Origin of the sequence: Pseudomonas edaphica, from assembly GCF_965277385.1 — a bacterium.
GTDB lineage: Bacteria > Pseudomonadota > Gammaproteobacteria > Pseudomonadales > Pseudomonadaceae > Aquipseudomonas > Aquipseudomonas edaphica.
In genome coordinates, this window is sequence record NZ_OZ255725.1 from 2427176 (window position 1) to 2440008 (window position 12833).

Consider the following 12833-nt stretch of genomic DNA (forward strand, 5'->3'; position numbering starts at 1 on the left):
CAGCCGATCCCCTGTGGGAGCTGTCGAGCTTTAGCGAGGCTGCGAAAGCGGTGGGTCAGGCAACTTATATGTCGCCTATGCCGCCGTCTTCGCAGCCTCGCTGGGGCTCGACAGCTCCCACAGTTGAGCTTTGTTGCTGGGGGGATCTGCGCTTGCCGCGATGGCCTTGCGAACTGAAATCGAACCAACACAGCCGATCCCCTGTGGGAGCTCCCGAGCTTTAGCGAGGCTGCGAAAGCGGTGGGTCAGACGCCTTATATCTCGCCTGTGCCGCAGCCTTCGCAGCCTCGCTGGGGCTCGACAGCTCCCACAGTTGAGCTTTGTCGCTGGCGAAATCTGCGTTCGACACGATGGCCCTGCAAACCGGAACCTCAGCAACACAGCCGATCCCCTGTGGGAGCTTTGTCGCTGGTGGAATCTGCGTTCGACACGATGGCCCTGCAAACCGAAACCGCAGCAACAAAGCCGATCCCCTGTGGGAGCTTTGGTGATTTCATTACCAAGCCCGCTCAGCTCATGCGCGTCATTCTTCCTTGCGATGCGCCCATTGGTACAGCGCCGGCAGTACCAGCAAGGTCAGCAACGTAGAGGAAATAATCCCGCCGATCACCACCGTTGCCAGCGGCCGCTGCACTTCGGCGCCGGTGCCGGTGGCGAGTGCCATGGGGATAAATCCAAGTGACGCTACCAGCGCCGTCATCAACACTGGGCGCAAGCGCGTCAGCGCGCCTTCGTTGACCGCCAGCGCTAACGAGCGGCCTTCTTCACGCAGGTTGCGGATAAAGGCAATCATCACCAGACCGTTCAGCACCGCCACGCCCGACAACGCGATAAAGCCCACGCCCGCCGAGATCGACAGCGGAATATCGCGCAGCCACAGCGCCATGATGCCACCGGTCAAAGCGAACGGAATCCCGGTAAACACCAGTAAGCCGTCCTTGAGGTTGTTGAACATCATGAACAGCAACCCGAACACCAGCAGCAACGCCACCGGCACTACGATGCGCAAACGCTCGGAGGCTTCCTTCAACTGTTCGAACTGGCCGCCCCAGGTGGTCCAGTAACCGGCGGGCACCTTCACCTGGGTGCTGATGGCCGTCTCGGCCTCTTCGACAAACGAGCCGATATCACGCCCGCGCACGTTGGCGCTGACAATTACCAGACGCTTGCCGTTCTCGCGGCTGATCTGGTTCGGACCGAGCACCAGGTCCAGGCTCGCCACCTGGGACAAGGCAATAAACCCCAACTGCCCCGCCGCATTACCGGCCTGCGCCGGCACCGGAATCAACAGCCGCGACAAGCCTTCGATATCGGTGCGCAACGCGTCGGATAACCGCACCACCATGTCAAAACGCCGGTCGCCTTCGTACAACGTACCGGCCTGGCGTCCACCCACGGCCACGGCAATGGTGTCCTGCACATCACCCACGTTCAGGCCAAAACGTGCGGCCTTGTCACGGTCGATATTAATCGTCAGCACCGGCAGGCCGGAGGTCTGCTCCACCTTCACCTCCGAGGCGCCATCAAGCTTTTGCAAGGTCTCGGCGATTTCCCCGGCGGTCTTGTTGAGCACCGCCATGTCATCGCCAAACACCTTCACTGCCACATCGCTGCGCACCCCGGAAATCAACTCGTTGAACCGCAGCTGAATCGGTTGCGACAGTTCATACGCACTGCCCGGCACAATCGCACTGGCGCGCTGGATATCGGCAATCAGCGCCTCGCGGGACTTCTTCGGGTCTGGCCATTGGTCCTTCGGTTTAAGCATCACGTAGCTGTCGGAAATGTTCGGCGGCATCGGGTCGGAGGCGATTTCCGCCGTGCCCGTGCGCGCAAACACGCGCTCGATCTCCGGCACCTGAGCGATCAGTATTTTTTCCAACTGCTGCTGCATCTGCACCGATTGCGACAGGCTGGTGCCGGGTACGCGCAAAGCCTGTTGGGCAAAGTCGCCTTCACTGAGGCTGGGGATAAATTCGCTGCCCATGCGACTCGCTACCGCGCCCGAGGCGACGATGGTCAACACCGCCAAACCGAACACCAATGAACGGCGCGTCATGACCCAATCCAGCACCGGCGCATAGACCCGACGCGCAGTGCGCATCACCAGGTTTTCTTCTTCCTTGACCTTGCCGGTCACGAACAGCGCAATCGCGGCGGGCACGAACGTCACCGACAGAATCATCGCGCCCAGCAGCGCAATCACCACGGTAAACGCCATGGGATGGAACATCTTCCCGGCCACGCCAGTGAGGGCGAAAATCGGCAGGTAAACCACCATGATGATCAACTGCCCGAAGATCAGCGCACGCCGTGCTTCCTTGGCCGCCGCGAACACTTCATGCAGGCGCTCGCTGCGCGTTAATAACCGCCCATGTCGCTGCTGCGCATGGGCCAGACGGCGGATCGCGTTTTCGACGATCACCACCGCGCCGTCGACGATAATGCCGAAGTCCAGCGCGCCGAGGCTCATCAGGTTAGCGCTGACTTTGTTGGTGAACATGCCGGTAAAGGTGAACAACATTGCCAGCGGAATCACCATCGCCGTGATCAACGCCGCGCGGATATTGCCCAGGAACAGAAACAACACCGCGACCACCAGCAGCGCGCCTTCGAAGAGGTTTTTCTTCACGGTGGCGATAGCTTTTTCAACCAGATTGGTGCGGTCGTAGACAGTAACGGCAACCACGCCAGTGGGCAGCGAGCGATTGATCTCTTCGAGTTTTTTCGCCACCGCCTGGGACACGGTGCGGCTGTTTTCGCCGATCAACATGAACACCGTGCCCAGCACCACTTCACGGCCGTTTTCGGTGGCCGCGCCGGTGCGCAACTCGCGGCCGATTTCGACTTGCGCCACATTGCGCACGCGGATCGGCGTGCCGTCCGAGGTCGTGATCACAATGTTGGCAATATCATCAATCGACGCCACCTGACCCGGCGCACGGATCAGCAATTGCTCGCCACTGCGCTCGATGTAACCGGCGCCGACGTTGGCATTGTTGCGCTCCAGCGCCGTGACCAGATCACCCAAGGTCAGGTTGTAGGCCGCCAGGCGCTTGGGGTCCGGGGCTATCTGGTATTCCTTGGCGAAACCACCGATGGTGTTGATCTCGGCCACGCCCGGCACATTGCGCAGTTGCGGCTTGATGATCCAGTCCTGGATCACGCGCAGGTCGGTCGGCGTGTAGGGCGTGCCGTCGTCCTTGCGCGCGCCGTCTTCGGCCTCGACGGTCCACAGGAAAATTTCGCCAAGGCCGGTGGAAATCGGCCCCATCGCAGTTTCGATACCCAACGGCAATTGCCCGCGTGCCACTTGCAGGCGCTCGTTGACCAATTGGCGGGCGAAGAACAGGTCGGTGCCGTCCTTGAAAATCACCGTCACCTGGGACAACCCAGAGCGCGACAACGACCGCGTCTGCTGCAAACCCGGCAGCCCGGCCATGGCGGTTTCAATCGGAAAGGTAATGCGCTGCTCGGTCTCCAGCGGCGAAAAACCGGCCGCCGCCGAGTTGATCTGCACCTGCACGTTGGTAATGTCAGGCACCGCGTCGATGGGCAACTTCTGATAGCTGGCGATGCCGACACCGGCCATCAACAGCACCGCCAGCAGCACAATGATGCGCTGCTCGATGGCGAATTGGATAAGGCGCTCAAACATGGGGAATCACTCGCAGGATCAATGGGCGTGCTCGGCCGAGCCTTTACCCAGTTCGGACTTGAGGATGAAGCTGCCGACAGTGGCCACCTGCGCCCCGGCCTCAAGGCCCTGGCGCACTTCGACGTAGCCGTTTTCGCTCACACCGAGTTCGAGGTGACGCGTGATAAAGCCTTGCGCAGTGCGCACAAACACTGAGGGTTTGTCCTCGACGGTCTGGATCGCGGTTTCTGGCACGGTGACCTTGGCCTGGTAGGTATCGGTGGCCAATTGCACCGTCACAAACAGGCCCGGGCGCCAGGCGTCATCGGGGTTGGGCACGGTCACGCGCACGGTGGCGGTACGCGTCTGCTCGCCAAGCAGGTTGCCCACATAGGCCACGGTGCCCTGCACCTGCGTGCCCATTTCCGTGGAGGTGACCTTCACCGGTTTGCCGACCCGGACCTTGTTCAAATCCTTGGGAAACACACCGAAGGTGATCCACACCTGGGACAGGTCCGAGAGCGTGAAGGCGTTGCTGGTCTCGCCGACCACCTCGCCGACGCCGAGGTGTTTTTCCACCACTACGCCGGCGAACGGCGCACGCAGTTCATAACGATTGCCGCCGACCAGGACCGCGCTGCCGCTGAGGGCAGTCATCTTCTGGCGCGCATTGTTCAGGGCGATTTCGGCCTCTTGCAAGGTCTGACGCGCCAGCAGGTAATCCTGTTCGGCGGAGATTTCGTCTTTCCACAATTGGCGCTCGCGTTGGAACGTAGTGCGCGCCAATTCGACCCGGCGCTCGCTGGCCGCCAGCTCGCTGCGCTGGTCGGAAATCTGCTGACTGGAGATGACCGCCAACAGCTCGCCTTTCTTCACCGACTGGCCAAGGTTGACCTTCACCGCCTCCACCACACCGGCCGCACGCGGGACGATGTGCGAGGTACGGTCCTCGTCGAAACGCACTTCCCCCGGCAGCGTCAGCACGGTACTGATCGAGCGCGGTTGTGCCTGGGCGAGTTGGATACCGGCAGCCTGGATCTGCTGCTCGGTGAGTTCGAGTGCGCCTTCTTCTTCATCGGCGGCGGCAAAACCAGACAGCATCAGGCCCAGGGCGACGGCCAGCGCCACGCCATGTTTATGTTTCATAGAGGACTCCAGAAAAAATCAAAACCGGGCGAGGTCGCCGTAAATTCGTTCGATGCGCACCCAGGCATCGGTGGCCTGAGCGGTCGCCGTGAGGTATTGGGTGCGTGCGGCGATCAAGGTGCGCTGGGCGTCGAGCACGTCGAGGAAGTTGAACTTGCCCATCTCGAAGCCACGGGTGGCGCTGTCCACCGCGCTTTGGGCGGCGGGCAGGATCTGTTGGTTGAAGGCGCGCACTTCGGTATCGGCGGTTTGCCACAGGTCCAGGGCCTGGCGGGTCTCGGTGCGCAGGCGCAGTTCGACAGCGTTACGCAGGTCGCGGGCCTGGTCGGCGCGGCGGCTGGCGGCAAGCACATTGCCCTGGTTACGGTTGAACAACGGGATCGGCATGGACACACCCACCACGTTCACACGTTCACGCACGCTGGCGTCGTACTGGCTGCCAATCGACACATCGAGGTCTGGAATCCGCTGGGCTTTTTCCAGCCCTACGCTGGCTTCGCTTTGCTGGATGTGCAGTTCGGCCAGGCGCAACTCGGTGGTTTGCTCCAGGCGCGCCAGCAAGGGTGCGGAGGGCGGCAACGGTGGTGCGGATTGGCGTTGTGTGGCGACCGCCTGGAAATCAGGGTTGGCGCTGCCGGTGCTGGCGGCGAGGCGGCGGTAGGCATCCGTGAGGCCGATCTGTGCGCGGTTGAGTTCCAGGCGGATCTCCGACAACTGCACCTGGGCGCGAGTGGCTTCTACCGGCGACGATTTGCCGGCTTTGACGCGGCCATTGGCGACCACCAGGCCGCGCTCGGCCAAGGCCATTGAGCGTTGCGCCAGGTCGAGGCGCTCCTGGGCACGCAGGGCGCCGTAGTAGCTGTCGATCACATCGGCGCGCAGGCCGTTGCGCCGCTGCTCAAGGGTCAACGCGGCGGCATCCTGAGCGCGTGTTGCCACATCAATGCGCGCACCGCGTTTGCCGCCCAGTTCCAGGGTCTGGCTGAGTTTGATGGTGGTGGTGCGCGAGTTGCGGCGGGTGTCTTCGGCATCCCAGGAAGCCACTGGGTTGGGGATCAAGCCCGCCTGCTGGCGGCCGCCTTGGGCAATGTCGATTTCCCATTGCGCGGCGGCCAGGTCGGGGTTGTTGGCGAAGGCGGTTTGCAGGGCTGAATCAAGAGTCAGGGTTTGCGCCTGGGCAGCGTTCGCCGCTACCCACAACGCTGCGCCCCCCAAAAATGTTCTAAACGAAAGTGCCATAACGAGAGTTCCACGCCCATGAATTCGCTGAGGTTTACCAGCGGGGGCAATGTAGCTTTCGCGACTTATCAGAGCGGTGGAGCAAAGATTACAAATCCGAAAGGCACAGCCTCAAGCGTGCACCTCGTCAGGGTCGTCGTGATGAAAACCTTCGCCTTCGACCTGCAAGGTGACGTGGGAAATATCGAATTGTTCGTGCAGCAATTCCGTCACCAACGTGAGGATTTGTTGCTCAGTGCCTTGGGACGGATCCGCGACCAAATGCGTGCTGAGCACATTCTTGCCGCTGGTCAGCGCCCAGATATGCAGGTCGTGTACGTCCTTGACTCCAGGCACGCTGCGAATGGCCTGCTCAACCTGATCGATATCCATGCCGTCCGGCACGCCTTGCAGCAGTACGTTCATGCTTTCCTTGAGCAGCGTCCAGGTGCGTGGCAACACCCAGAAACCAATCGCCGCCGCCACCACGGAGTCGACCCAGCCCCAGCCGGTAAACATGATGACCACCGCCGCGATGATCACGCCGATAGAACCGAGCATGTCGCTCCAGACTTCCAGATAAGCGCCCTTCACATTCAGGCTTTCACCGCTGGCAGCACTGAGCAGGCGCATGGAGATCAGGTTGACGATCAGCCCCAGCACCGCAATCACCAGCATGCCGGTGGACTGGATTTCGGCTGGCGCCTGCAGTCGTTGATAAGCCTCGTAAAGGATGTAAAACGCCACGGCGAACAGCAGCAGCGCATTAAAGGCCGCCGCCAGGATTTCGAAACGCGCATAACCAAAAGTGCGCTTGCGGTCGGCCGCACGCTTGGCGACCTGAATGGCCACCAGGGAAATCGCCAGGGCCAGGGCGTCGGTCATCATGTGCGCGGCGTCGGACAACAACGCCAGGCTGCCAGTGACAAAAGCGCCAATAACCTCGGCAATCATGAAGCTGCCGGTCAGCCCCAGGGCCATCCATAACTTGCGTTCGTGGCCGGCGCGTACTTGGGCGTGGCTGTGTCCTGCGCTCATGGCATGTCCTCGTGGTGTGTAGTCCGTTGATCATAGAGCTATAGGCCAAATTCCCGCGCATACCTTGCAAACTTGTCACTCGCCCGTCAGCTCATCGTTAGATTGAGCGCACCAAAATCGCCCATGCATGCGCTGCGGCATTTCTATCAGGTATGCTTTTCGAGCAGGAAACAAAAAGAAACAAATTAGCCAACCTGTTCGATAAGGAGTCCCGTTTTGGAGTTATCGACTGCCGCGTGGATGGTTCACGACACCCGCCTCATGTTTTGTGTTCTGCTGGCCATCGCCAGCATCATTGTGTTGATCAGCGCCACCAAGCTGCCGCCGTTCCTGTCGATCCTGATCGGTACGTTCATCGCCGGTGTGGGCGCCGGGCTGCCGCCGGAAGAAGTCGCCAAAGCCTTCAGCAAAGGCGCCGGGGCGATCCTCGGTGAAGCCGGGATCATCATCGCCCTGGGCTCGATGCTCGGCGCGCTGATGGCCGAATCCGGCGCGGCCGACCGCATCGCCACCACCTTGCTCGGGTTGGGCAAAGGCAAGTCACTGCCGTGGGTGATGGCGCTGGTGGCCATGGTGATTGGGTTGCCGCTGTTCTTCGAAGTCGGCCTGGTGATGATGGTGCCGATCATCTTCGTGATGGCTAAACGTTCGAACCAGCCACTGCTGAAAATCGCCATCCCGGCGCTGGCGGGCATGACCACCCTGCACGCCCTGATGCCACCGCATCCGGGGCCGTTGATTGCGGTGGGCGCGTTGCACGCCGACCTGGGCCTGACCATGTTGCTGGGCTTCTGCCTGGCGGTGCCGGCAGTGATTCTCGCTGGCCCGCTCTATGGCAACTGGCTGTCCAAGCGCCTGCACGTGGATGAACCGGCCGACATTGGCGCGCTGTTCAGTGCGCCACCCAAGGCCCCGCGCCAGCCGAGCTTCGGTGTGTCGCTGCTGATCATTTTGTTGCCGGTGATTTTAATGCTCGGCAGCACCTTGGCCAAAGTCGCGTTGCCACCCGAAAGCACCGTCGGCCTGACCTTGAAGTTCCTCGGTGAACCGCTGATTGCCCTCGGCCTGGCCGTGATCGCTGCCGTCATCTGCCTGGGCTGGGCCGCCGGCATGCCGCGTGCCGAAGTCGGCAACACCCTGCGCAAAGCCCTCGCGCCCATCGCCGTGTTACTACTGACCATCGGCGCCGGCGGCGGCCTCAAGCAAACCCTGCTGGACGCCGGCGTCAGCCAGACCATCAGCAAGGTCGCCGAAGGCGCGCACATGCCGTATCTGCTGCTGGCCTGGCTGATCGCCGTGGCCCTGCGCCAGGCCACCGGCTCGGCGACAGTTGCTACCACCACTACGGCGGGCATCCTCGCGCCGATGATGGCCGGGCTGGCCGCGACCCAGAGTTCCTTGGTTGCACTGGCGATTGGCGCGGGCTCGGTGTTCTTTTGCCACGTAAACGATGCTGGGTTCTGGATGGTGCGTGAGTATTTTGGTTTGCAGCTGAAACAGACGATTTGGGTGTGGTCGGTGTTGCAGACGATTGTTTCGGTGGTCGGGCTGGTCGGTACGCTGCTGCTCTGGCACTTTTTGACCTGACCCTCAGGCGGCCAAGGTGTGGCGCTTGCCAAACAGCGCCACACTCGCCACCCCCACCGCGCCCATCACCACGCAATACCCCACGCAAATCCACGGGCTGGTCGGCATCAACGCGATCAACAGCAGTGGCGTCGTACTCGCCCACAGTGCGTAAGCAATGTTGTAGGTGAAGGAGATTCCCGACACCCGCACCTGCGCCGGGAACAGGCCGACCATCACCGACGGCACCGCGCCCACCACGCCGCAACTCAAGCCCGCCACGGCATACGCCGCGCCCAGCCATACGCCGCCGCTGATCAGGCTGGCGTACAGCACCGCAATGCCCACCGGCAGCAACAGGCTGTAGACCAGCACTGCGCGCCAGGCGCCGATGCGGTCGACCAGCAAACCGGCGAGTACGCAGCCGATATTGAGGAAGACGATCCCCAGCGCACTTAGGGCGAAGGTGTGGCTGGGGCTCATGCCGAAGGTTTTTTGCATCATGGTGGGGGTGATCACCACCAGCACAACCACTGCCGAGGTGAGCACGCAAGTGAGGATCATTGCCGGCAGCAATACAGCGCGATGGTCGCGCAGGACGGTGCGCAACGGCATTTCAGCGGCGGCCTGGCGGCGAGCCTGCATTTCGAGGAACACCGGGGTTTCGCTGAGCCAGCGGCGCAGCCACACGCCGATCACACCGAACACGCCGCCGAGCAGGAACGGGAAGCGCCAGGCGTAGTCGAGGATTTCGGCGGGGGTGAAGATTTGCGCCAGCAAGGTGGCCGTGAGTGCGCCGAGCAGGTAGCCGAAGGTCAGCCCGGCTTGCAGGAAGCCCAGCGCGTAGCCTCGGTGGTGGCGCGGTGCGTGTTCGGCGACGAAGGTCCAGGCACTCGGCACTTCGCCGCCCACTGCGGCGCCTTGCAGCACGCGCAGGGCCAACAGAATCAGCGGGGCGAAATAACCGATTTGCGCGTAGGTGGGCATGATCCCGATCAGCAGGCACGGCAAGGCCATCATCAGGATGCTCAGGCTGAACACGCGTTTGCGCCCCAGGTGATCGGCGAAGTGCGCCATCAGAATGCCGCCCAGCGGGCGCGCCAGGTAACCGGTGACGAAGATGCCGAAGCTTTGCAGCAGGCGCAGCCATTCGGGCATTTCCGGCGGGAAGAACAATTGGCTGAGGGTCAGCGCAAAGAACACGAAGATAATGAAGTCGTAGATTTCCAGCGCGCCGCCGAGGGCGGCCAGGCCCAGGGTTTTGTAGTCGGAGCGGGAAAAACGCTGCGCCTGTGGGGAAAAGGTGGCAGTCATGTAAAGGCTCGGCAGACAAACAAAATGGCGTGCAGGTTATGAGCTGCGCCCAGTGATGGCAATCGCGACAGATATATTTGTTTTCCTCATGGATCGATGAAGATAACTGCATTCCCATATCAATGCCCGTAGCGGAACATGCCGTAAAACTGCCAACACCCATAATAAATACAAGAGGAAAGACTCGTGGCCGATGCTATCGAAGAAAGCCGCTATGCCCGATTTGCCCTGCGCTGTTCCAACTTCGCCGAACGCTGGTTTCCGGACTCCTGGGTGTTTGCCGCCCTGGCGGTGATCATTGTTGCCGTGGCGACCCTGGGCATGGGTGCCGCGCCGACCGAAGCCGCCAAGGCCTTTGGCGACGGGTTCTGGAGCCTGATCCCGTTCACCATGCAGATGGCCTTTGTGGTGATCGGCGGGTATGTGGTGGCCAGTTCGCCTCCCGCCGTAAAGCTGATCGACCGTCTGGCACGTATCCCCAAGAATGGCCGCTCGGCCGTGGCGTGGGTCGCGTTGATTTCCATGGTCGCCTCTTTGCTCAACTGGGGCTTGTCCCTGGTGTTTGGCGGTTTGCTGGTACGCGCCCTGGCCCGTCGCACGGATTTGCGCATGGATTACCGCGCCGCCGGGGCTGCGGCCTATTTAGGCCTGGGCGCAGTGTGGGCACTGGGGCTGTCGTCGTCGGCGGCGCAGTTGCAGGCCAACCCGGCCAGTTTGCCGCCATCGATCCTGTCGATCACCGGGATGATCCCGTTCACCGAGACCATCTTCCTGTGGCAATCGGGCGTGTTGTTGCTGGCGCTGATCGTGGTGTCGCTGATCATCGCCTATGCCACTGCGCCGGGACCGAACAGTGCGCGTGATGCCAAGGCCTGTGGTGTCGACCCGGCCTTCAACATGCCTAAACCACAACCGCCAACGCGTCCGGGCGAATGGCTGGAACACAGCCCGCTGCTGACCATCCTGCTGGCCTTGCTGGCGGCTGGCTGGTTGTTCCATGAGTTCTCGACCAAACCTGCGATCAGTGCGATTTCGGGGCTGAACACCTATAACTTCCTGTTCATCATGGTCGGCGCGCTGCTGCACTGGCGCCCGCGCAGCTTCCTGGATGCGGTGGCGCGTGCCGTGCCGACCACCACGGGCGTGCTGATCCAGTTTCCGTTGTATGGCTCGATCGCCGCGTTGATGACCGTGGTGAAAGGCGGTGACGGCCAGACCCTGGCGCACCATATCTCGTTGTTCTTCACCTCCATCGCCTCCCACGACACTTACGCGCTGTTGATGGGCGTGTACTCGGCGGTGCTGGGCTTCTTTATCCCGTCGGGCGGTGGCAAGTGGATTATTGAAGCGCCTTACGTGATGCAAGTGGCCAATGACCTGCAATACCACCTGGGCTGGGCGGTGCAGATCTATAACGCGGCTGAGGCGCTGCCGAACTTGATCAACCCGTTTTATATGCTGCCGCTGCTGGGCGTGCTGGGGCTGAAGGCACGGGATCTGATCGGGTTTTCATTTGTGCAGTTGCTGGTGCACACGCCGCTGGTGTTGTTTCTGTTGTGGGCGCTGGGGACGACGTTGAAGTATTTGCCGCCGGTGATGCCTTAAACGACCCTGACTGCGCTTGTTGCACAGGCGCAGTCAGGCTGGAACCACAGGAAGGCGATGCAATAGATCAGGCAACGCATCCTGGATCGTGTCCCAAACCACATCGAGGTTGATATCGAAATAACCGTGGGCAATCCGGTTGCGCATCCCGCGCATGCTACGCCAAGGGATCTGCGGGTGACTCGCAGCGAAATCTGGATGCTGATCCATGATTTTTGTTGATGCCTCACCAATGATGATCAGACTCATGACAACTGCTTGTTGAGTACGTCTGTCTTCCAGAAACTCTTCTTTGTTCAAGCCGTCAACAAATGTGATCGCATCAGCGGTGGCTTGCCTTATGTGATCCAAGTAGTCCCCGAGGCGATTTACTGTCATACCGGGCGTGCCTCAGCCAACACTTTTGCGCGAAACTTCAGTGGTAAATCGCCAGGCGTCAGCAGGTCCACATTGACCCCGAGCAGATCCTCCAGCTCTACCTGCAATCCACCAAGATCAAAAAGCGTGGTCCCCGGCGGAGCATCTACCAGCAGATCAAGGTCGCTACCTTCTTGATCGGTACCCAGCAAGACAGACCCAAACACCCTTGGATTTGAGATACGGAAACGCCCCACCACCTCTCTGACGGCGGCCCGTTTTAGATCAAGGGCGATTGAAGGTTTCACGGTTCACCTCGGTGGCATCCATTATTGACGCAGTTTAGCAGTGCCAGGGTGTGTGTATACATGCTCGATTTCTTACATCAACCTCGTCATTGCGTCACATTGCATTGCTAATTCCCTGGCCAGATGTATCGGGCTTTCCCACTTATTGCAGTGACAGCCTCTGACTTCCCTCCCTCGCGCCTTTGATTAACCTGCCTTGGATTAACACCCACAAACACCAAGGAAAATCCGATGACGCCCCTGTCCAAATCACTGGAAGAGTTGATCAATGATATTTACAAGGACGACCACGTGTCGTTCGTCGAGTACACGGCTCTGCGAGACGATGCGGATCGGCGTATGGCTGCCGTCGTCAATGAGTTTGGCCTGCACAATAACGTCACAGCCTTCCAAAAAGTGATGGACGTGGCCATGCAGCTTTTGCAAACCACGGTCATCGATGCAAAAAAAGCCAAGCTGACCGACACGGGCGAGGCCATCGTCAAGGATGCGCTGACGGCTCAAGTGGAGTACTTGCGCGCGGGTAGCCAGTTGGCACTGCACTTGTTGTAATCGCCCTTTAGCATTCAAGCCGCTGTCTTCGTTCCGTCACATTGCATTGCTACCGTCCTGCGAAATATCTTGCAACAATCAGCCAGCAGGAA

At 60.8% G+C, this 12833-nt stretch carries 10 protein-coding genes; 3 read left to right on the forward strand and 7 right to left on the reverse strand.

The features are described 5' to 3' along the window. Positions 1-523: 523 nt before the first annotated feature. The 4 genes from ACQY47_RS11125 to ACQY47_RS11140 all read right to left on the reverse strand — a co-directional run bounded on the left by ACQY47_RS11125 (position 524) and on the right by ACQY47_RS11140 (position 7039). Positions 524-3658 (reverse strand): CusA/CzcA family heavy metal efflux RND transporter, encoded by a 3135-nt coding sequence (locus ACQY47_RS11125; protein ID WP_428557093.1) that lies wholly within the window; start codon positions 3656-3658, stop codon positions 524-526. Positions 3659-3676: 18 nt separating this feature from the next. Further along, entirely contained in the window at positions 3677-4783 is a 1107-nt protein-coding gene (locus ACQY47_RS11130; RefSeq protein WP_017134520.1) for an efflux RND transporter periplasmic adaptor subunit, read from the reverse strand. Between the two features lie 18 nt (positions 4784-4801). Continuing rightward, positions 4802-6022, reverse strand: a complete 1221-nt coding sequence (locus ACQY47_RS11135; protein WP_428557094.1) for a TolC family protein — start codon at positions 6020-6022, stop codon at positions 4802-4804. 111 nt (positions 6023-6133) lie between these two features. Continuing rightward, positions 6134-7039 carry a cation diffusion facilitator family transporter gene (locus ACQY47_RS11140; RefSeq protein ID WP_428557095.1) on the reverse strand — a complete coding sequence of 302 codons (906 nt, stop codon included), beginning with the start codon at positions 7037-7039 and terminating at the stop codon, positions 6134-6136. A gap of 216 nt (positions 7040-7255) precedes the next feature. Between ACQY47_RS11140 and ACQY47_RS11145 the strand changes: the two genes are divergently transcribed. Beyond that, positions 7256-8626 carry a gluconate:H+ symporter gene (locus ACQY47_RS11145; protein WP_017134523.1) on the forward strand — a complete coding sequence of 457 codons (1371 nt, stop codon included), beginning with the start codon at positions 7256-7258 and terminating at the stop codon, positions 8624-8626. 3 nt (positions 8627-8629) lie between these two features. Here ACQY47_RS11145 and ACQY47_RS11150 read toward each other — a convergent pair whose 3' ends face one another. Beyond that, positions 8630-9919: an MFS transporter gene (locus ACQY47_RS11150; protein ID WP_428557096.1), complete on the reverse strand. Its 1290-nt coding sequence runs from the start codon at positions 9917-9919 to the stop codon at positions 8630-8632. Positions 9920-10105: 186 nt separating this feature from the next. Between ACQY47_RS11150 and ACQY47_RS11155 the strand changes: the two genes are divergently transcribed. Beyond that, positions 10106-11524 carry a short-chain fatty acid transporter gene (locus ACQY47_RS11155; RefSeq protein ID WP_074854380.1) on the forward strand — a complete coding sequence of 473 codons (1419 nt, stop codon included), beginning with the start codon at positions 10106-10108 and terminating at the stop codon, positions 11522-11524. Positions 11525-11557: 33 nt separating this feature from the next. Here ACQY47_RS11155 and ACQY47_RS11160 read toward each other — a convergent pair whose 3' ends face one another. Together ACQY47_RS11160 and ACQY47_RS11165 are read right to left on the reverse strand one after the other, a co-directional pair. Further along, positions 11558-11902 (reverse strand): HepT-like ribonuclease domain-containing protein, encoded by a 345-nt coding sequence (locus ACQY47_RS11160; protein WP_169986771.1) that lies wholly within the window; start codon positions 11900-11902, stop codon positions 11558-11560. Further along, positions 11899-12189, reverse strand: a complete 291-nt coding sequence (locus ACQY47_RS11165) for a nucleotidyltransferase family protein (RefSeq protein WP_017134527.1) — start codon at positions 12187-12189, stop codon at positions 11899-11901. Before ACQY47_RS11165 ends, ACQY47_RS11160 begins: the two co-directional genes overlap by 4 nt. 231 nt (positions 12190-12420) lie before the next feature. Here ACQY47_RS11165 and ACQY47_RS11170 point away from each other — a divergent pair, with 231 nt between their 5' ends. Continuing rightward, on the forward strand, positions 12421-12741 hold the full coding sequence (locus ACQY47_RS11170) for a hypothetical protein (RefSeq protein WP_017134528.1): 321 nt from the start codon (positions 12421-12423) through the stop codon (positions 12739-12741). The last annotated feature ends 92 nt before the right edge of the window (positions 12742-12833 follow it).

Coding starts and splice junctions, on each gene's coding strand:
- ACQY47_RS11125 (WP_428557093.1), bottom strand. CDS start 3,658: ATGTTTGAGCGCCTTATCCAATTCGCCATCGAGCAGCGCATCATTGTG.
- ACQY47_RS11130 (WP_017134520.1), bottom strand. CDS start 4,783: ATGAAACATAAACATGGCGTGGCGCTGGCCGTCGCCCTGGGCCTGATG.
- ACQY47_RS11135 (WP_428557094.1), bottom strand. CDS start 6,022: ATGGCACTTTCGTTTAGAACATTTTTGGGGGGCGCAGCGTTGTGGGTA.
- ACQY47_RS11140 (WP_428557095.1), bottom strand. CDS start 7,039: ATGAGCGCAGGACACAGCCACGCCCAAGTACGCGCCGGCCACGAACGC.
- ACQY47_RS11150 (WP_428557096.1), bottom strand. CDS start 9,919: ATGACTGCCACCTTTTCCCCACAGGCGCAGCGTTTTTCCCGCTCCGAC.
- ACQY47_RS11160 (WP_169986771.1), bottom strand. CDS start 11,902: ATGACAGTAAATCGCCTCGGGGACTACTTGGATCACATAAGGCAAGCC.
- ACQY47_RS11170 (WP_017134528.1), top strand. CDS start 12,421: ATGACGCCCCTGTCCAAATCACTGGAAGAGTTGATCAATGATATTTAC.